Origin of the sequence: Pedobacter albus (assembly GCF_036324255.1) — a bacterium.
Taxonomy (GTDB): Bacteria; Bacteroidota; Bacteroidia; order Sphingobacteriales; family Sphingobacteriaceae; genus Pedobacter; species Pedobacter albus.
Window position 1 is genome coordinate 1,088,146 of record NZ_JAZDQT010000002.1, and the last position, 18,010, is coordinate 1,106,155.

Sequence of the window (18,010 nt, forward strand, 5' to 3'; positions counted from 1 at the left end):
ACCAAAAAAACAACGATGAGAGTAATACACCAACATGAATTGTTGGCCAGCGAAAAACCGAGCACGGCCAATGTAATCTTCAAAGCCTTAGTCATAGTATTGGCCTTGATAAGCGCCTTAGAAATCCGCGATATAGCCCAATGGCTAGGCTTTAAAATTCCGGGCTTCCCCATTCCTTATGGAGGTGCGATTTTAGACAATTTATTGGCTGTAATTTTAGCCTTGCTGGCGGCTTATGGCTTACTCGCCAAAACCTCAAAAAACTTGATACAGACTTTGGGGCTAGGTTGGAACGGCTTGCGCGGCCCCTTGTTGGCTTTGGTCGCCACCTTGCCCTTTTGGATTGGACTTGGCGCAACCAGCAAGCTCAATACCGAGCTGGGCATGGCCGATTTGCTGTATCTTTCGGTACTATTTCCTTTCGCCGAAGAACTAGTGTTTAGAGGCTTGGGGTTCATTTTTGTCCGCAAGGCTTTAGGCTGGACCATAGTACCCGCCGTGCTGTTGCAGTCGCTCATTTTTGGAGGCGTGCATTGGCTAGGCATGGGCGGTGGCAGCGGTATAGCTTTGCAGGTATTTCTCATTACTTTCTCTGGGGGTATTCTGTTTGCCATCCTCAACCATATGGATGGTTATACCTTGTGGAGCGGCTTCGTTTTCCACGTTTCGCTCAATGCCGCCTGGAATGTTTTTGCCGTTTCCGATTCGGCCACAACAGGCTGGGAGGGCAATCTGCTCAGGTTTGGAAGCGCCGTTATTGCGATTTTGCTATTAAAGTATGTCTTAAAAAAACGGGAATCTTATTGATAAGAAAGTCTTGATTTTTTGGCTCTCGCTTTCGCCCATAAGGCCCAGATCAGGCCTAAAAAAGCAACAATAGCCACGGCGCTGATTCCTTTCAGTGCCCATTCTAAAAAAGCCTCTTTTTTCTTTCTCGGAATATACTGGTCCAACATGTATTTCGTGAGTGGCCTTAATACCCTGTTGGTATCTAAAGGGTATCGCCCTTGGGCCGTGTACACCTCGATATCGTTTTTCACTTTCATGTACCATACCTTGCCAATATCATTGTCGGTAAGCGTATCGGGGCAATTGATTTTTTTAAGGTTTTTCCATTCAACAGCATCGAAAGGAATCTTGTTTTGCACATGGCCAACGGTTGGATTACAAGAAATAAGTTCGTAATGATCGCCTGCCCAGTACATGCAATCACTTTGGTCAACAAACGGATGTTGCTGTTGTGTTTCGTTGTTCCAAAAATAGTAAACGCCACCACCTGAAATCAGTAGCAATGAGGCGATAACAATCGTTATTTTGATTTCAAAAGGAAACCCTTTCCTGGGCGGAAGCGGTGGTTTTGGCGGTTCTGGCGGCTGAGGAGGTTGGGTAATTTCACCACTCCAATTGCTATAAGGTCTTGGTTCAAAATCGATCAACCAAGCCAACAGTTCTATGTTTTCTTTTTTCCGGATATCTGGCTGGTTTAAAAAGAAATCGTACATGGACTTAAAACCATCTCCATCAAAATTTTCGATGCTTCGTACGTGGTCGTTGTATTTTGATCTAGGGTCAAAAAAAGCCTTCAAAGTTGGGCCATCCTTTTCCAAATACCTTTCATTAAAAACGTAAAGACTTTCTTCTCTCAGTCTTGCCCTAGTGGGTTCTTTTAAATTGTCACGAAGTAGGTTGTTTTCTTTCTTTTCTTCATAAAATTTTAGCACTGCTGTTTTGTATTCCTTGAGCATTTTAAAGAGAATTAATCAGACAAATCTAAACTGGAATTTCCGGAATTTTTACGGTTTTCCGGAATAAGGCCGGAAAAAACCCGGAAAAAAGGAAACAATGGAATTCCTTAATCATAAGCAAGTTAACCATTCTACATTTGCTTTCGTAATCAGTTCGGGAGTTGCGTTATGACCAACTCCTTTTAGCAAAACAGATTACAAAAGAGCCGACATCGCGGTAGTAAGATACTGGGTTGGGAAGCAGCCTCCAGCTCCTGCGACCGACGCTCAAACTCTTCCCAAAAATTTTAAGAAGCGCTTCTTAAAAAATTCACTGCAGTGCCCCTGCCTGATCAGTTCGGGTACTGCAAATTTTTTGACACTTAAAATTTTTATCCAAATGATTATTCCGATTTTTATTGCCATCCTATTAGGATTGGTAGGCCCTAACATGCACACTTCAAAATGCAAAAGTGGCACTGTAACTGTAAACTCAACTACCCCAGGCGATCCTGGCAACGAACCAGGAACTGGCGACCCAGGTAGCGGGGGTTCAGGCGACGGTGGTTCAGGAGAAGATGGTACTGGCGGCGACAACAGTCAGCTACCTCCACCAAAACCATAACAACAGGAAAATAAGGCGGTATTGCCGCCTTATTTTTTTGCCTTCATAATTTGGCCAATACTTATCTTCATTTGCACTATGGTTTATTTTTATAATTTAGGATAAACTATTGAACTATGAAACGCCTCCTCTTCCTTCTATTTTCAGTATTATTTGTCCTGTCTTGCTCGAAAAACACATCGCAAAAGCAAGAACCACAAAAAATAGACAATGTCTTTTACGATAAAGCCTTTAAGTTTAGAGATACATTAAAGGTTTATGATAGTGCTTATTATTATTTCAATAAGGCCAAAGATGTTTTCTTAAAACAGAATGATAGCCTAAGAGCTGGAAAGTGTCTAGTGCATATGGCCATCATTTCAACAGATAAAGGTGATTATTTCGGGGGACAAGAATTATCTCTAAGTGCTATTCCTTACTTCCACACGGGAAAGGCTGAAGATAGTGTTCCCATCGCCTCGAATTTCAATAATCTTGGACTTGCTTATTCCAATTTAAAGAATTACGAAAAAGCCATTGAGTATTATCAAGGAGCTCTTTCTTTTACAAAAGATCATAATTCCTTATGGGCTCTTAAGCTCAAAAACAATATCGCAAATTCATATCGTGATAAAGAAGATTATAAAACATCTTTAATGCTCTACAGAAAACTTCTAGCTCAAAAAATTGACAATACCGATGAGTATGCTAGAATAATAACTAATAATGCAATTGCAGAGTGGCTTCAAAATCCAAATTATAACGCCGCACCCGAACTTTTAAATGCCTTGCATATTCGAGAGAAAGAAAAAGATCCTTTGGCTTTAAATTCTAGCTATTCACATTTGGCGGATTATTATACGAAGAAGAAGCCAGACTCGGCTTTGCTATATGCACAAAAGATGTATTTAACCGCTAAAAAAATAAATAGCCCTGATGACCAAAGCCAAGCTCTTGAAAAACTCATCAAACTTAGTCCATCTGAAGCCATCAAATATTTTGCAATTTATCAACCTTTAAAAGATAGTATAGAAATCGCTCGCAACAAAGCCAAAAACCAATTTGCTGTTATTCGTTATGATACTGAAAAACACAAATCCGATAGCTTAAAATTCCAAAAAGATAGTACCGAAAAAACTTATATGGTTATAACGCTTATTGTATTACTCGGCTTGGGTTTCTTTTGGTATAGAAAAAGAAAACAAAGGTTAGAAATGGAGAAGGAAAATGCCATTAAGGAAAGTCGGCTTAAAACTTCCAAAAAAGTGCATGATGTAGTAGCCAATGGTCTATATCGTGTGATGAATAAAATCGAATACCAGCCCGAACTAGACAAAGAAATTTTGCTTGACGAAATAGAAGACCTCTACGAGAAATCGCGCGATATTTCTTACGAAAAACCGCTTGCGCCAACTTCTCATTTTCACCAAAAATTAGCCAGCCTCGCCAACTCGTTTAACACCGACAAAATCCAAATACACCTCATTGACAACACCCCCACTTTATGGGAACAGGTAAACGCAACCGCAAAAGACGAAGTAACTCATATTTTACAGGAGCTACTGGTCAACATGCGCAAGCACAGCGAGGCCAGCGAGGTCACGCTCCAATTTGCTAGGCAGGAAAACGAGTTGCATATTACTTATCAAGACAACGGCATCGGCATTAAAGGAGCAGTAAAATCGAACAACGGGCTACGTAATACGGAAACCCGTATAAAAAATCTAAATGGGCAAATTACTTTTGAAACCGGTTCAGAGAAAGGACTAAGCATCAATTTCTCTTTCCCTGTTTGATAAAAAAACCTGCTTATGTTTAAAAAAGTACTAATTGCCGAAGACTATCCGAGCGCCAGCATTTCTGTCCGCAAAATATTGGAAGAAGACCTGAAAATCAAATTAAGCGATACCGACTATGTTTACGATTGCGACACTGCGCTAGGGCGCATCAAAAAAGCCCTTCGCGACGGCGAGCCTTATGAGTTGCTCATTACCGATCTTTCTTTCGACGAAGAAGCAAACCACACCCCAACGATCGACAATGGCAGAGATCTGATCAGCGCAGCAAAGGCTTCGCAATCCGACATTAAGGTTTTGGTATTTTCGGTCGAAAACAAAGCTTCCATAGCCAAGGAATTGGTCAGTAATTTTGGCATTAATGCCTATGTGCCCAAAGGTCGCCGCGACATGCAAGACCTGAAAGATGCCATTGCCGATATCTATAAAGGCAGAACCTTTCTTTCCAAAAATCTTAGGCAGGAAGAAAGAACCTACGACTTTACCGAACTCGACAAAGCCATTATCCAATTGTTAGCCGCCGGCAAAAAGCAAAAGGAAATTCCCGACTGTCTCAAAAAAATGAGCATTAAAGATGTAGGGCTCAGTTCTGTAGAAAAACGTCTGCACCAAATGCGGGCCGCATTAGACTGCAGCAACAATCCGCAACTGATCGCCTACTGCAAAGAGCGCAACATCATCTAAACTTCAGCGCTTCAAATCTTTTTTCCACTACCATCATGGCTTTTAGTCACCTGATGTGGGCTGTGCTATGCCTGTTTTACAGCATGGCCTATCTCAGTTTAGCGCTTTTGGCTGTCTACGCAAAACACTTACGGGTAAGAAATTGAAAAAAAACCAGCCTTACGGTTTCCCGTAAAAAACCCGTACACCTCTTGCCTAATTTTGAGGCATTAACCCTAACAAACTATTTCAAAACAGTAACATCATTAACCATGGGAAAATTTATAATTACCAAAAGAAAAAACGGCGAATTTCAATTCAACCTCGAAGCCACCAACGGCCAAGTGATCTTAACTAGCGAGGGCTATGTGGCCAAATCTTCTTGTAAGGCGGGCATCGACTCAGTTAAGACCAATGCACCACTCGATGCGCGATATGCTCGCGAGATTGCCAAAAACGATAAATATTATTTCAACCTCAAAGCCGGCAATGGCGAAGTGATCGGAACGAGCCAAATGTACGCTTCTGTTTATAACCGCGAAAAGGGTATCGAATCGGTAAAAGCCAATGCACCAGAGGCCATTATTGTAGACGAAACTGTTTAAACCTTAAGCTATACCTAACCAAACAAACATGGATTTTAAAGACGAGGTTAAACAACTGGGCAACAGGGCGAGCAAAATGCTTCCGCAGCTACAAACCGAAGAAGCCACTAAAAATGCCCTGATCATGCCTTTTATCAAATTGCTGGGTTTCGATGTATTCGATCCGTTTGAGGTAAACCCAGAGTTTATCGCCGACATCGGCATCAAGAAAGGCGAAAAGGTAGATTATGCCATCATGAAAGACGGCGAACCTATCATTATCATCGAGTGCAAGCATCATTTGGAAAAGCTAGATCCGCACAACTCGCAGCTGTTTCGCTATTTCCATACCTGCAAGGCAAAATTTGGCCTTTTAACGAATGGCTTGATCTATCGCTTCTACACCGATTTGAACGACGCCAACAAAATGGACGAAAAACCATTTTTCGAATTCAACATTGCCGAAATCAAAGAGGCGCAAATCGAGGAGCTTAAAAAGTTCCATAAATCCTACTTCGATGTAGAAAGCATTTCGAATACGGCATCCGATTTAAAATACACCAACGAGCTCAAATCGCTCATTACTGCTGAGCTGAGGGAACCATCTCCAGCTTTTGTAAGGCTTTTCGCCAATCAGGTATACCAAGGCAAAATCACCGAACGCATCCTCGCCCAGTTTACCGAACTTGTTAAACGGTCTTCTAACCAAGTGCTGAACGATGCCATAACCGATAGGCTAAAAACGGCTTTGGATAAAGAGGAGGCAAACAGCAACGACAAGGAAGCTATCACAACTGCTCAACCGGTAATGGCCGAAGACAAAATCGTAACCACGGAGGAAGAACAGGATGCTTTCCAAATCGTAAAAGCCATTCTGCGAGAAAAAACCAATTCGGAAAGGATTGCTCATCGAGATACACAATCCTATTTTGGCGTATTGCTCGACAATAACAACCGCAAGCCAATCTGCCGTTTTCATTTTAATGGTCCAAAGAAACATTTGGAACTATTCCATAACGGAAAGGACGCGGGCGAAAGACAGCTACTGGAAAATATAGATGAAATCTATAATTACAGGAGTGAATTGCATCAGACATTAGAAAATTACGCCTAATCCTCTAATAATCCCTCACCAAAAAACAAATCTAAATAGTTATGAAAAATAAAATTACCACCATATTTTTTCTTCTCTTTTTATCAATTACAGGATGTAAAAATGTTTATTACGTTGGCTTAACAGATACGTCATCAGCGCTTTTCTCTTCAGAAGACACCCTGTACCATGACAAGGAAAGCATGACTGTAATTCCTGCTAGAGAGAAAATATTAATTAAGAAGAAAATACGCAAAGGCCTATATCAAGTGGCATACCGAAATAACTCTGGCTATATCTTCAATCCAAGATTTTCTTATTACAGAAAATTTAATTCGCAAATAGACGGAAACCTTTATGGCTATTCCACAATAAAACCAGCTACATCAACGCAAAAAGAAACCTATTCAGGAGGCGATGTAAGTGTAAAAGGATATTACAGAAAAAATGGAACCTACGTTAGGCCTCATACCAGGAGCGCCCCGTCAAGAAGGCACTAATATTTATGAGAACGCTATTCATCTTTTGCGCAGCCTGTTGTTTTTTAGCGCTCTTGAAACTGCCTATCACCTACTACACTTTATTGAGGATAATCGTTTCTCTAGGCGCAATTTTGGCCGTCTACCTTGCTATTCGGAAAAAGAATTACGTTTGGACCTTCATTTTTACCATTATAGCCATAATTTTCAACCCTTTGTTTCCGGTTTATTTGCACCGAAAGCTCCCTTGGGTGCCAATTGACATCATGGTGGGCTTGTTGTTTTTGCTATTGGCTTTCTGGAAGAAAAAGATATCGTTGCCAGAGGAGAAAATCACAGCTGTTTTTCATGCCCCTAAAATTCGTACGAGGGATAGAATTGTTGGGCTTCCAAATAAAATTGATGACGTGGAAAACCTTCAAACATCCAAACGGCTAAGAAGCAGATTTCTAAAGTTATACCTAACGCTCACCTTTAATCGGGCCAGGAAAAACCAAAGCCAAAATTATTGAAGAACTTCAAAACCAAAACAACATGATTAATCCAACTAAAGATTTTTTTTCTCCAAATTCAGACGCGACCCATACTGATGGCCAACCCACAGTAAATGGCGCTACGCTCGATACCATAAACGAAGCTAGAAAAAGAACCTATCACGAAGCTGGTTATCGAGACAGCACTCGCAACAGCGGTAGCCACATGCCACTTTCTATATGCCTCCAAGCTGTTTATGCCAAATTCCAAAACGAAGAAAAGGAAGATGTAGAAAAGCAAAAGGTTGCCAAAGAACCTTACGAGAAAGAACAAAGAGAAAAAGAAACTGAGTTAAAAACGCTTGAAGTAAAACAGGCAGGCAAACAGGAACAGATTGTAAACGTAGACAATAAAATCAAAACCGTAAAAGATGGGATAGAGGCCATTAAGTTTGAAATCAACGACCTGGCCAAAGACCCTGAAAAATACCACATCAAGGCTAAAAAGGGAGCCACAGCCAAGTTTTGGATAGGCTTGTTTTTGCTGTTACCCATCAGCCTCTATTTATTTACGTTTTATGTCTCCACCTCTTACTCCGCCTTTTTCAAAAAATTTGACGCAGCTGATACAGCAATAGCGAGCGTATTCGACCCCAACGCATTTGAAAAGGCTTGGAGCGATGGAAAATTGGAAGGTTGGTTTGTGACCTTGATTCCATTTGTGTTTCTCGGCCTTGGCTATCTGATCCACATGTTTGGCGAGAACAAAAGCCTACTCAACTACACCAAAATGGCAGGTTTATTTGCGATTACATTGCTTTTTGATGCCATCTTGGCCTATCTGATCGAAGATAAAATATACGAGGTTACCAAAGCTCTTGATGATGTTAAATTTAGTCTAACTATTGCTTTATTTAAAGCGCAGTTTTGGGTAATTATTTTTGCCGGTTTTGTCGTGTATATCATTTGGGGCATTGTATTCGATTTTGTAATGAAGGAACATCGGGAAAAAGACACCATCAAACACGAACAGCAAAAAAGAAGAAAAGACATCCGGATCCATCAAGACCAGATCAAAGACTTGGAAAAACAAAGAGATGGCCTGATTAGTGAACAAAACGAAATCAAAGAATCCATCGTGAAGGCCCAAATCAGAATCGCCCATCTTCAAAAGATAATCGATGGGGTTGTTATTCCAAGCAAAGAATATGTGCTCTATGCCTCTGAGTACATGCAGGGCTGGATTACCTACGTTTTTGAAAAACTATACATTTCAAGAACCGAAAAACACAACGTTGCAGAAGAATGCAAGACAACCTATTACTCCCACTTAGAAGAAGTTGGGGCAAAAGCAGATTATCAAAATTCGATTTACCTCCCAGAACTATAAGCAACATGAAAACAAAACTACTCTTATTGATTGTCCTCTGCTTTCTAACCAGCAGTTTTAAACAAAAGGATAGCGTCAGGCCAGCGCCACCGCTTCTGCAAAACCTCAACATTAGCTTTTTATTGGATCTCTCAGACAGGATCGATCCTAAAAAGAACCCAGGTATTTACCAAAGGGATGTTGAACATATTAAATCTGTAGAAGCCGCATTTGTAAAGCATGTGCAAAGGAAGAAAGTAATGTTGTTAAACGACCAAATGCAAGTGTTTTTTGAGCCGATTCCTAGCAAACCTGATATAAACAAGCTAAGCGAACAGCTTATGGTGTATTTTGATAAGACTGCAAACAAAGGCAAAATCGCAACCGTTAACAAAAAGTATGCAGATGTTCCTTCGAAGATTTATCAATCGGCTATTAAAGACAATTTCTATGTCGGTTCTGATACCTGGCGATTTTTTAAAAGCAAGGTAAAAAAATACTGCATAAAGGATAACTACAGAAACATTCTGGTTATTCTTACAGACGGCTACATGTTCTATAAAGGGACGATTACTGAAGATAAAAATATGACCACTTATCTTACTCCGGCGCTAATCAAAGAGAAAAAGTTAACCGGAGCTAATTTTAAAGATATTATTAAGAAAAGCAACCTAGGTTTTATTCCTGCTACTAATGGCCTTAACAATCTTGAAGTTTTGGTTTTAGGTATCAATCCTTCAAAAAGCAATCCTTTTGAAGAAGACGTGATTAATCAATACTGGAGCGATTGGTTTAAAGCCATGAACGTAAAAAAATTCTCGATCAACACAACTGATCTTCCGGTTTTTGTAGATCCGGTAATCCGGGAGTTCATTAAATAATTCTTGATCCATCTTTATGAAACTTCTCTTATTATTCCTGTTTTTGTTGAGCAACACCAAATGCGAAGAACCAAGTGATGTGTACATCTGCAACAATGGCAAAACCAAGAAATACCACCTCAGCACCAATTGTCGCGCCTTGCGCAACTGTAGCTACAAAACCCTTAAAATTACCCTTGAAAAGGCTAAAAAAGACGGAAAAACCCTATGTGGATGGGAAAAACAATAACGGTTTTTTGGATCTGTTGCTTTAGTCCTTTGCTTAATCGGCAACGGATTATGGGGTAATTAGCTCGTTGAAATACAGACATATTTTGCCAATTAAACCGTATATTGCTTTATAATTAATTGCCTCGACGGTCAAATCTGCAATTCATAAAACTATAAGGCTATGCTCGGAGAACTCAGCAAAAAGGAAATTCTAGACCTGCTTCAAAATCAGTTATACGGTTACTTGGGCTGCCATGCCAATGGCGAAACCTATGTGGTGCCCGTTAATTTTATCTACAGCGAAAATGCACTTTACGCACATTCTGGTCCCGGCAAAAAAATCGATATGATGCGCCAAAATCCGAAGGTTTGTTTCCAGGTTGGCGATATCAAAAATTCCTTCCACTGGAAAAGCGTTGTTATTGATGGCCAGTTTGAAGAACTCCACGACCAAGAGCGGCAACAGGTGATGCAGGGCATTATCCAAAAAATGATGCCATTGAAAGAAAACACGCCGAGGGAAACTTCGCACGGCATTGATCCGGCCAAGCACGATCAGCTGATTGTGTATAAAATTGCCATCGATACCGTGAGCGGCCGCTTCGAAAGCCATAACGAATAACCAAAAACAAATCTCTTCGCCAATTTTTAATCAGTACATGATGTTGCAAGCGAGCCATGCGCCAGGCTTTGCTTTGGGTTGCTTATTAAACGCCCTTGATTTAAAAGGTTGGCTCATCGGCATTTTTCATTTTTACAAAGCACTTTTTATTTCAAAGTATAATATATATATCCTAACTTTATGATTGTCGGCCACTTATTTAAACAGCCACAATGGTTTTGGAAAAAGAAAACACCTCCTATTTCGTCGATGAAAACTCGATTGTGCGCCAAATTTGGGGCAGCAGCGATACCATTTTGCTGATTTTTGCCGGAGCCGCCGCAGAGTTCGCCCTGAATAAAGCCGTAGACTGGCTTTATTTTACAGGAAAGTTGCCCGCCGATCCACTCAAACGCCTGTTTTCTACGGTGTCTTATGCACGCCAAATTGTTTTTGCTTCCTACAGCGATGCCCTGCTGGCTATTGACAAAATTGCCTCAATCCACAAAGGCGTTGAAAACCAGCGCGGCCAAAACATTCCCGACTGGGCTTATCGCGACGTATTGTATTTGCTGATCGATTATTCGATACGCGCTTATGAATTATTGGAAAGAAAGCTAGATATGGCCGAAAAAGAAGAAGTTTTTGATGTCTTTTACCGATTAGGTACGCGTATGCGACTTAAAGACCTTCCCAATAACTATGAACAATGGCTCGTTCAAAGAAACTCAGCCTTAGCCACAAACCTCCAATATGGCGATTTTACCAAAGATCTTTACCTACAATACCGCAAACATTTGGGCGCCCTCAGGTTTTTCATTTTAAAGCAGGCACAACGCTTATTGGTACCGCAAAAGGTAAACGAATTATTGGGGTTTGGAAAAAATCCCCTGGCCGTTGTCATCCTCGGTTCGTACAAGATGAGTCGCCTGGTGGGCTTGCAGCAACTGCTCAAAAATGCCCTGTTACCAGTCGCTTATAAAGAAGAAATTAAGGCCTTAGATGCTTTTGCTTACCGTACATCATCCAAAAGAACAGTTATCCAAACGCCTTTATGAATATTTCATCTACCCTCGACCGACTTCATGCCAAACTTAATTTTGCCGGCATCATTAAATAGGTTTTACATAAATTGGTTATTTTTATCGTATGACACCTATCTACCGATGAACACAAAAATCAAACTTCTCTTTATCTATTGTTGCTTATGGGCTTTTTTGCCGAGCAGGGCGCAAGCTCAAGCTAAGCCCAATCAATGGTCGCCAGATTTGGGCAATGGCAATTTTAAAAACCCGCTACTTTGGGGTGATTGGCCTGACCCAGATATCATTAGGGTAGGCGACGAGTTCTATTTGGTGACCACGAGCATGCACTATGTACCGGGCTGCCCGCTTTTAAAATCAAAGGACTTGGTAAACTGGGAAATGGCCGGCTATGCCATCGACAAATACGATGAAGACCCTCGTTATAATTTGCAGAACGGCAACAGATACTTGCGAGGATCTTGGGCCGCCACCATCAGGCATCATAATGGATTGTTTTATGTAGGGTTTTGTACGCCAAATTGGGACAAGGAAAAGGGCCAGTTTTCGATCTGCACGGCGAAAGACATCAAGGGCCCGTGGACGAGGACCATTTTCCCAGAATATTTATATGATCCGGGTTTGTTTTTTGATGATGATGGTAAAGTATATGTAGCCCATGGCCAGCAAAAGCTATACATTACCGAGCTAAATGCCGATGCCAAATCGGTAAAAACACCTCAAAAGGAAATTTACAATAACAAAGACTACCCTTATTTGGAGGGTTCGCACCTTTATAAGATTAATGGAAAATATTACATTTTAGGGTCTACCGGAGGCACAAAAGGCAGGCAGGTTTGTTTAAGATCAGACCATATTTATGGGCCTTACGAATCAAAAGTTGTCATTAACGACGACCACACTTATCCAGGAAACGGCTTGCATCAGGGCGGAATGGTACAGCTCAAAGACGGTTCTTGGTGGTTTATCATTATGCAAGACCGCGGACCAATTGGCCGTACCCCTAATTTAGAACCCGTTACTTGGGTAGATGGCTGGCCGATGCTGGGCATAGAAGGCAGAGGGGTTACAAATTTCAAAAAGCCCAATGTCGGAAAAACATACCCCATCACCGTGCCTGCAACATCAGATGAATTTAATCAAGCAACGCTCGGCCTTCAATGGCAATGGAACCACAACCCAGATAACAATAAGTGGTCTTTAAAAGAAAGAAAAGGCTATATGCGTTTGCATGCCTTACCGGCAAAAGAGCTCACAACAGCACGCAATACACTTACCCAGCGAGTACAGGGACCCTTTTCGGAAGGCATTGTTGAAATGGACATAAACGGCCTAAAAGACGGAAATATAGCCGGATTTGGTGTTTTTCAGTCGCCATACGCTTATATTGCTGTTCGGAAAGAGGGCAATACAAAAACCTTACTGATGATAAATAATGGAAAAACGATCGACAGCATTACTAATTTTGTCCAAGGTAAACTTTGGATCAAAGCCAACTTAACCCATACCGATTTTCTAGCTTCATTCTCCTATAGTTTAGATGGCAAAAAATTTATTCCCTTTGGAAACAAGCTGAAAATGGCCTTGGGATATGACTGGACAGCCAATCGTTTTGCCTTGTTCAATTACAGCACCAAAAAAGAAGGAGAGTATGGCTATGCCGATTTTAACTGGTTCAGATTTACAGGCCAAAACAGCTTTTAGCAATAATTTAAACCTCATGCAATGTTCAAACGTTCAACTCCCATACTAGCCTCTTTTAACGAAGCCCAAACCATAGCCTTCTATACGCAACAATTAGGCTTTGCCTTTTGCACCAACAACAATGGTTACCTCATATTTGAGCGCGACGGCATTAATGTTCATCTATTTCGTTGCAATGACCCAGAGGCTGGTCGCAACATGGGCTGCTATATCTATGTAACCGATATCGAAACGCTTTATCGGGAATATCAAGCACTTAACCTGATCCATCCGAATGGGCCGCTTCAAATGATGCCTTGGGGATTAAGGCAGTTTGCCGTAGTAGACAACAATGGCAATATCTTCTACTTTGCCGATGACAAACCTGTAGATGAAGCGGGAGCATAAAGGAGCCGATATTCAAATAAAAAAGCCTTTAAACATTAAATTTAAAGGCTTTTTAAAGCGTGGTCCCGACGAGAATCGAACTCATATCTAAAGTTTAGGAAACTTCTATTCTATCCGTTGAACTACAGGACCAATATTTTTACAAAGATTTTAAAAATTCTTTACCAATTCCAGATTTAAAATACTTTTCTCTATTTCTGGCAACTATCCTGCCTTCTGCTTCTTCTGTATAAATCAAATGCCAAGGCCTATAACCTTTCGTTGACTTCGTTTTGCCTGCATTATGTTCTTTCAGCCTTCTTTCTACGTTTAAAGAAAAACCAACATAAATTCGCTCGTCCATTTCACTTTTGATCGCATATACAATATAAACGCTCATAGCTAAAGTTTAGGAAACTTCCCTGCCTACCGCAGGCAGGTATTCTATCCGTTGAACTACAGGACCAATCTATTTTAGCTCGGAGATTTACGATTTTTGATTGAAAATTCCAGCTAAGCGCACAAATATAAAAATTATCAGAAGTATCAGCAATTTAGTTGAAACTATTCCTACGCCGTTTTATATTTGAGGATGAAAAAAACGCTCGGCATCTTATTCATACTGATTTCTATCCCGCTAATTGTAATTTTATTTTCGCTACTGATTACTTCTATTTTGCCTGAAGTACGCAAATTGCTGAGCGATTTTAACGCTTATCAGTTAGGAACCGTAATGGGGTCCTTACTTTTTGCAATTATTATTGCCGCGCCTACGCTTCTGTTATTTATTTATGACATCAAATGGGTTCAGCTGCCCTTTAGAAAAACATCCCCAACTCAAATTCCAGAATTTCCCAGCCGCATTACGCCAGAGCAATCAGAAGATAGTAACTCTTCAATCTAAAATCGTAGATACAATTATTTAATTACACTGCCATTGGCAAATGGAGCTGTAGGCGAAACAAAAGTCAGCTTGCCTTCGGCATCTTCAGCCATTAAAATCATGCCTTGCGAAACAATGCCCTTGATTTCTCTTGGTGCCAAATTAACCAGCAAACTTACCTGTTGCCCAATAATTTCTTCTGGTTTATAGTATTCGGCAATACCCGAAACCACAGTACGTTCGTCTAAGCCGGTGTTTACCGTTAACTTCAGCAGTTTTTTGGTCTTTTCTACTTTCTCTGCGGCTATAATCGTTGCTACGCGGATATCCATGGCACCAAACTGATCGAAGTTGATGTTTTCTTTGGCTGATGCAACTACTGCACTGGCTTGTGCATTGGCCGCTTTACTGTTATTCAGTTTATCAATTTGGGCTTGCACTTCCTCGTCTTCTATTTTGCTAAACAACAATTGTGGCTCGTTTAACTGATGGCCACGTTTTAACAAATTGATTGAACCGGCATCTTCCCACACGTGACCGCCATAGTTCAGCATTTTCATCAGCTTATCAGCCGTGAAAGGCAAGAATGGCTCAATCAGGATCTCCAAGTTGGCCGCAATCTGCAAGCTGATGTTCAAAATGGTGCGCACCCTGTCCTCGTCGGTTTTGATCACTTTCCAAGGCTCAGTTTCGGCCAGGTATTTATTGCCCAGGCGTGCTACATTCATTACTTCGGCCAAGGCCTCCCTAAAACGGTAGTTTTCTATCGAAGCACTGATTTTTGCCGGATAGGTTTTCAACTCGTCAATTACTGCCTGATCTTGCTCGGTTACTTCCATGAGCGTAGGCACTTTGCCATCGAAATATTTCTGGGTAAGTACGGTTACGCGGTTAATGAAATTGCCCAGAATAGCCACCAACTCATTGTTGTTGCGGGCCTGAAAATCCTTCCAGGTAAAATCGTTGTCTTTGGTTTCTGGCGCAGTAGCCGTAAGCACATAGCGCAATACGTCTTGCTTGTCTTTAAACTCTACCAAATATTCGTTGAGCCATACCGCCCAGTTTTTAGAAGTCGATATTTTTTGCCCCTCTAAGTTTAAAAACTCATTGGCAGGTACATTGTCGGCCAAGATATAGCCGCCATGTGCCATCAGCATTGCCGGAAAAATGATACAGTGGAAAACGATATTGTCTTTGCCAATAAAATGCACCAATTTGGTGTTTTCGCTTTGCCAGTATTCTTCCCAGCCACATTTGTCTGATTCAAACTGGCGGATATAATATTCTTCGGCTTTGGGGTTCCACACATCCAGTTTTGGATAGTTGCAAAGCTCTTTGGTGGCCGAAATATAGCCAATAGGCGCATCGAACCAAACGTATAGCACCTTGCCTTCGGCGCCTCTAACAGGCACTTTAACGCCCCAATCCAAATCGCGGGTCATGGCACGGGGCTGCAAACCGGCATTGAGCCAGCTTTGGCATTGGCCGTATACATTGGGGCGCCATTCTTTATGGCTCTCGATATAGGTTCTTAACCGGTCTTCGTATTTATCCAATGGCAAAAACCAGTTCTTGGTTTCTTTACGTACCGGAGGCTCGCCGCTTAGCGTAGATTTTGGATTGATAAGGTCGGTTGCGTTCAAGGTGCTGCCACAGTTTTCGCATTGGTCGCCGTAGGCATTCTCATTGCCGCATTTCGGGCAAGTACCGGTAATGTACCTATCGGCCAAAAAAGTCTGTGCCTTTTCGTCGTAGTACTGCTCGGTAACTTCTTCGGTAAACACGCCTTTTTTATACAGGTTTTCGAAAAAGGCCGAGGCGGTTTGGTGGTGCGTTAGCGATGAGGTACGATGGTAAATATCAAAAGAAACACCGAAATCCCTAAAAGAATCGCCAATAATTTTATGGTATTTATCCACCACTTCTTGTGGCGTAATCCCTTCTTTTTTGGCTTTTAAGGTAATGGGTACGCCATTTTCGTCAGAACCGCAAATAAATTTTACGTCTCTTTTGTTGGAGCGAAGGTAACGCACATAGGTATCGGCCGGCAGGTAAACGCCCGCCAGGTGACCAATGTGTACCGGACCATTAGTGTAAGGCAAAGCAGCCGTTACGGTATATCTTTTAATTTTACTGTTATCCAAAACTATTTATTTATTTTGGCAAAGATAAGTGTTTTACCCATGATTAAACAGCCACCGTATTTAAAAAAAGGAGATCAGATTGCAATTGTATGCCCGGCCAAGAAATTGCCCAAGCCTATTGACAAGGCCATCGCTATTTTGCAGGACTGGGGACTTGAGGTGGTATTGGGCGAAACGGTAAGTGCCAGCTACCATCAATTTGCCGGCACCGACGAGCTGCGCAAAAATGATCTGCAAAAATACCTCGACGACCCCAACATCAAAGCCATTATTGCGGGCAGGGGCGGCTACGGAACACTCCGCATTATAGACGAACTCGATTTTACGGCATTTTTGCAACAACCCAAATGGCTGATCGGCTTTAGCGATATCACCGTGCTCTTATCGCATGCCTTTGCCGAGTTGCAAACCCAGAGCATCCACGCACAAATGCCCTATACTTTTGCCGACAGTACACCCGAGGCATTGCAAAGCCTTAAAAAAGCCCTTTTTGGCGAAACCGTAACCTATAATTACAGCAGCAGTTTTAAAGGTCGCAATGGACAAGCCGAGGGCCAGCTGATTGGGGGCAATCTCACCTTGCTGATTGCTGTAGAAGGGTCGGTTTCGGAAATGGATTATACCGACAAAATCCTTTTTATAGAAGATGTTGGCGAACACGAATATGCCATAGACCGGATGATGCGGATCTTGAAACGCAAAGGCAAACTGGCCCAGCTCAAAGGCCTTGTGGTAGGGGCATTTAATGAAGTAGCTGAAGAAAGTATTCCCTTTGGACAAAGCCCGCAAGAAGTAATCTGGGAGCTGGTTAAAGAGTACGATTATCCGGTTTGCTTCGATTTTCCAACAGGCCATATCGACGACAACCGTGCCATGGTATTGGGTAAAAATGTATCTTTACGCATAGATCACCCTAACGTTCAATTTAAATTTTAAAAAATGGCAGTTTTCGACAATTTAGGTAAATACCGCAACACCGGCCTTCTTCTTTTAAGGCTTGGCCTTGGCACCATGATGATTATACACGGCTACCCCAAAATTGGTGGTGGACAAGCAACCTGGACCCAAATTGGGGGCAGCATGAAATTGATCGGAGTTGATTTTGCACCCGTGTTATGGGGTTTTATGGCGGCGGCTACCGAAACTTTTGGCGGTTTTCTGCTCATATTGGGCTTGTTGTTCCGCCCGGTAAACATGCTTTTGGTGTTTACCATGGTTATTGCGGCGTTGGTTCACCTGTCTGACCCGAAACAGGGATTAGGCGATGCCTCGCATGCCATAGAATTGGCCATTGTATTTTTCAGTTTGTTATTTATCGGCCCCGGAAAATATAGTATCGACAAGAAATAAAAAACCTATTCAAAAGAAAAAAGCCTGTAAAAAACAGGCTTTT

At 41.6% G+C, this 18,010-nt stretch carries 21 protein-coding genes and 1 tRNA gene; 18 read left to right on the forward strand and 4 right to left on the reverse strand.

Going from position 1 to position 18,010, the window contains the following annotated elements; all coding sequences use genetic code 11:
* The first annotated feature begins 15 nt into the window (after window positions 1-15).
* A complete protein-coding gene (locus VRU48_RS14560) occupies window positions 16-807 on the forward strand; it encodes a CPBP family intramembrane glutamic endopeptidase (protein ID WP_330108645.1) in 792 nt (263 codons plus the stop codon).
* On the opposite strand, the gene VRU48_RS14565 is transcribed toward VRU48_RS14560, so the two are convergent.
* Window positions 801-1,745 carry a hypothetical protein gene (locus tag VRU48_RS14565; RefSeq protein ID WP_330108646.1) on the reverse strand — a complete coding sequence of 315 codons (945 nt, stop codon included), beginning with the start codon at window positions 1,743-1,745 and terminating at the stop codon, window positions 801-803. The two genes, VRU48_RS14560 and VRU48_RS14565, sit on opposite strands and share 7 nt — an antisense overlap.
* Before the next feature lie 379 nt (window positions 1,746-2,124).
* Between VRU48_RS14565 and VRU48_RS14570 the strand changes: the two genes are divergently transcribed.
* From VRU48_RS14570 to VRU48_RS14630, 14 genes are all read left to right on the forward strand, one after another.
* Window positions 2,125-2,349 (forward strand): hypothetical protein, encoded by a 225-nt coding sequence (locus VRU48_RS14570; RefSeq protein ID WP_330108647.1) that lies wholly within the window; start codon window positions 2,125-2,127, stop codon window positions 2,347-2,349.
* A gap of 116 nt (window positions 2,350-2,465) precedes the next feature.
* Window positions 2,466-4,124 (forward strand): tetratricopeptide repeat-containing sensor histidine kinase, encoded by a 1,659-nt coding sequence (locus tag VRU48_RS14575; protein ID WP_330108648.1) that lies wholly within the window; start codon window positions 2,466-2,468, stop codon window positions 4,122-4,124.
* A gap of 15 nt (window positions 4,125-4,139) precedes the next feature.
* Complete coding sequence (locus VRU48_RS14580; RefSeq protein ID WP_330108649.1) at window positions 4,140-4,808, forward strand: DNA-binding response regulator; 669 nt, start codon at window positions 4,140-4,142, stop codon at window positions 4,806-4,808.
* A 251-nt stretch (window positions 4,809-5,059) separates the two neighbouring features.
* The gene (locus tag VRU48_RS14585; RefSeq protein ID WP_330108650.1) at window positions 5,060-5,392 is read left to right on the forward strand and encodes a YegP family protein; all 333 of its coding nucleotides are present in this window, start codon (window positions 5,060-5,062) and stop codon (window positions 5,390-5,392) included.
* Window positions 5,393-5,420: 28 nt separating this feature from the next.
* Window positions 5,421-6,485: a type I restriction endonuclease gene (locus VRU48_RS14590; RefSeq protein ID WP_330108651.1), complete on the forward strand. Its 1,065-nt coding sequence runs from the start codon at window positions 5,421-5,423 to the stop codon at window positions 6,483-6,485.
* Window positions 6,486-6,526: 41 nt separating this feature from the next.
* A complete protein-coding gene (locus tag VRU48_RS14595; RefSeq protein WP_330108652.1) occupies window positions 6,527-6,964 on the forward strand; it encodes a hypothetical protein in 438 nt (145 codons plus the stop codon).
* 5 nt (window positions 6,965-6,969) lie between these two features.
* Complete coding sequence (locus VRU48_RS19655) at window positions 6,970-7,455, forward strand: DUF6804 family protein (RefSeq protein WP_431311637.1); 486 nt, start codon at window positions 6,970-6,972, stop codon at window positions 7,453-7,455.
* Between the two features lie 22 nt (window positions 7,456-7,477).
* Complete coding sequence (locus tag VRU48_RS14600) at window positions 7,478-8,806, forward strand: hypothetical protein (RefSeq protein WP_330108653.1); 1,329 nt, start codon at window positions 7,478-7,480, stop codon at window positions 8,804-8,806.
* Window positions 8,722-9,666 carry a hypothetical protein gene (locus VRU48_RS14605; protein WP_330108654.1) on the forward strand — a complete coding sequence of 315 codons (945 nt, stop codon included), beginning with the start codon at window positions 8,722-8,724 and terminating at the stop codon, window positions 9,664-9,666. The genes VRU48_RS14600 and VRU48_RS14605 overlap by 85 nt, the downstream gene beginning before the upstream one ends.
* A gap of 16 nt (window positions 9,667-9,682) precedes the next feature.
* On the forward strand, window positions 9,683-9,895 hold the full coding sequence (locus VRU48_RS14610) for a hypothetical protein (protein ID WP_330108655.1): 213 nt from the start codon (window positions 9,683-9,685) through the stop codon (window positions 9,893-9,895).
* A gap of 162 nt (window positions 9,896-10,057) precedes the next feature.
* Window positions 10,058-10,498, forward strand: a complete 441-nt coding sequence (locus VRU48_RS14615; RefSeq protein ID WP_330108656.1) for a pyridoxamine 5'-phosphate oxidase family protein — start codon at window positions 10,058-10,060, stop codon at window positions 10,496-10,498.
* 212 nt (window positions 10,499-10,710) lie between these two features.
* The gene (locus tag VRU48_RS14620) at window positions 10,711-11,535 is read left to right on the forward strand and encodes an oxygenase MpaB family protein (protein WP_330108657.1); all 825 of its coding nucleotides are present in this window, start codon (window positions 10,711-10,713) and stop codon (window positions 11,533-11,535) included.
* Window positions 11,536-11,643: 108 nt separating this feature from the next.
* Window positions 11,644-13,224: a glycoside hydrolase family 43 protein gene (locus tag VRU48_RS14625; RefSeq protein WP_330108658.1), complete on the forward strand. Its 1,581-nt coding sequence runs from the start codon at window positions 11,644-11,646 to the stop codon at window positions 13,222-13,224.
* Between the two features lie 21 nt (window positions 13,225-13,245).
* A complete protein-coding gene (locus tag VRU48_RS14630; protein ID WP_330108659.1) occupies window positions 13,246-13,611 on the forward strand; it encodes a bleomycin resistance protein in 366 nt (121 codons plus the stop codon).
* A gap of 60 nt (window positions 13,612-13,671) precedes the next feature.
* On the opposite strand, the gene VRU48_RS14635 is transcribed toward VRU48_RS14630, so the two are convergent.
* Window positions 13,672-13,743 (reverse strand) — tRNA-Arg (locus tag VRU48_RS14635).
* A gap of 7 nt (window positions 13,744-13,750) precedes the next feature.
* Window positions 13,751-13,990, reverse strand: a complete 240-nt coding sequence (locus VRU48_RS14640) for a GIY-YIG nuclease family protein (protein WP_330108660.1) — start codon at window positions 13,988-13,990, stop codon at window positions 13,751-13,753.
* A 192-nt stretch (window positions 13,991-14,182) separates the two neighbouring features.
* On the opposite strand from VRU48_RS14640, the gene VRU48_RS14645 reads away from it, so the two are divergent.
* On the forward strand, window positions 14,183-14,494 hold the full coding sequence (locus VRU48_RS14645; protein ID WP_330108661.1) for a hypothetical protein: 312 nt from the start codon (window positions 14,183-14,185) through the stop codon (window positions 14,492-14,494).
* A 14-nt stretch (window positions 14,495-14,508) separates the two neighbouring features.
* Here VRU48_RS14645 and metG read toward each other — a convergent pair whose 3' ends face one another.
* On the reverse strand, window positions 14,509-16,617 hold the full coding sequence (gene metG / locus VRU48_RS14650; RefSeq protein WP_330108662.1) for a methionine--tRNA ligase: 2,109 nt from the start codon (window positions 16,615-16,617) through the stop codon (window positions 14,509-14,511).
* 39 nt (window positions 16,618-16,656) lie between these two features.
* On the opposite strand from metG, the gene VRU48_RS14655 reads away from it, so the two are divergent.
* Window positions 16,657-17,553, forward strand: a complete 897-nt coding sequence (locus VRU48_RS14655) for a S66 peptidase family protein (protein ID WP_330108663.1) — start codon at window positions 16,657-16,659, stop codon at window positions 17,551-17,553.
* Window positions 17,554-17,556: 3 nt separating this feature from the next.
* On the forward strand, window positions 17,557-17,967 hold the full coding sequence (locus VRU48_RS14660; RefSeq protein WP_330108664.1) for a DoxX family protein: 411 nt from the start codon (window positions 17,557-17,559) through the stop codon (window positions 17,965-17,967).
* The last annotated feature ends 43 nt before the right edge of the window (window positions 17,968-18,010 follow it).

What these genes read in the sequence shown, in the direction of transcription:
- VRU48_RS19655 (WP_431311637.1), top strand. Translation starts at nt 6,970, where the DNA reads ATGAGAACGCTATTCATCTTTTGCGCAGCCTGTTGTTTTTTAGCGCTC.
- VRU48_RS14655 (WP_330108663.1), top strand. Translation starts at nt 16,657, where the DNA reads ATGATTAAACAGCCACCGTATTTAAAAAAAGGAGATCAGATTGCAATT.
- VRU48_RS14615 (WP_330108656.1), top strand. Translation starts at nt 10,058, where the DNA reads ATGCTCGGAGAACTCAGCAAAAAGGAAATTCTAGACCTGCTTCAAAAT.
- VRU48_RS14565 (WP_330108646.1), bottom strand. Translation starts at nt 1,745, where the DNA reads ATGCTCAAGGAATACAAAACAGCAGTGCTAAAATTTTATGAAGAAAAG.
- VRU48_RS14630 (WP_330108659.1), top strand. Translation starts at nt 13,246, where the DNA reads ATGTTCAAACGTTCAACTCCCATACTAGCCTCTTTTAACGAAGCCCAA.
- VRU48_RS14645 (WP_330108661.1), top strand. Translation starts at nt 14,183, where the DNA reads ATGAAAAAAACGCTCGGCATCTTATTCATACTGATTTCTATCCCGCTA.
- VRU48_RS14585 (WP_330108650.1), top strand. Translation starts at nt 5,060, where the DNA reads ATGGGAAAATTTATAATTACCAAAAGAAAAAACGGCGAATTTCAATTC.
- VRU48_RS14580 (WP_330108649.1), top strand. Translation starts at nt 4,140, where the DNA reads ATGTTTAAAAAAGTACTAATTGCCGAAGACTATCCGAGCGCCAGCATT.
- VRU48_RS14600 (WP_330108653.1), top strand. Translation starts at nt 7,478, where the DNA reads ATGATTAATCCAACTAAAGATTTTTTTTCTCCAAATTCAGACGCGACC.
- VRU48_RS14660 (WP_330108664.1), top strand. Translation starts at nt 17,557, where the DNA reads ATGGCAGTTTTCGACAATTTAGGTAAATACCGCAACACCGGCCTTCTT.
- VRU48_RS14620 (WP_330108657.1), top strand. Translation starts at nt 10,711, where the DNA reads ATGGTTTTGGAAAAAGAAAACACCTCCTATTTCGTCGATGAAAACTCG.
- VRU48_RS14570 (WP_330108647.1), top strand. Translation starts at nt 2,125, where the DNA reads ATGATTATTCCGATTTTTATTGCCATCCTATTAGGATTGGTAGGCCCT.
- VRU48_RS14590 (WP_330108651.1), top strand. Translation starts at nt 5,421, where the DNA reads ATGGATTTTAAAGACGAGGTTAAACAACTGGGCAACAGGGCGAGCAAA.
- VRU48_RS14610 (WP_330108655.1), top strand. Translation starts at nt 9,683, where the DNA reads ATGAAACTTCTCTTATTATTCCTGTTTTTGTTGAGCAACACCAAATGC.
- VRU48_RS14605 (WP_330108654.1), top strand. Translation starts at nt 8,722, where the DNA reads ATGCAAGACAACCTATTACTCCCACTTAGAAGAAGTTGGGGCAAAAGC.
- VRU48_RS14575 (WP_330108648.1), top strand. Translation starts at nt 2,466, where the DNA reads ATGAAACGCCTCCTCTTCCTTCTATTTTCAGTATTATTTGTCCTGTCT.
- VRU48_RS14560 (WP_330108645.1), top strand. Translation starts at nt 16, where the DNA reads ATGAGAGTAATACACCAACATGAATTGTTGGCCAGCGAAAAACCGAGC.
- VRU48_RS14625 (WP_330108658.1), top strand. Translation starts at nt 11,644, where the DNA reads ATGAACACAAAAATCAAACTTCTCTTTATCTATTGTTGCTTATGGGCT.
- VRU48_RS14595 (WP_330108652.1), top strand. Translation starts at nt 6,527, where the DNA reads ATGAAAAATAAAATTACCACCATATTTTTTCTTCTCTTTTTATCAATT.
- VRU48_RS14640 (WP_330108660.1), bottom strand. Translation starts at nt 13,990, where the DNA reads ATGAGCGTTTATATTGTATATGCGATCAAAAGTGAAATGGACGAGCGA.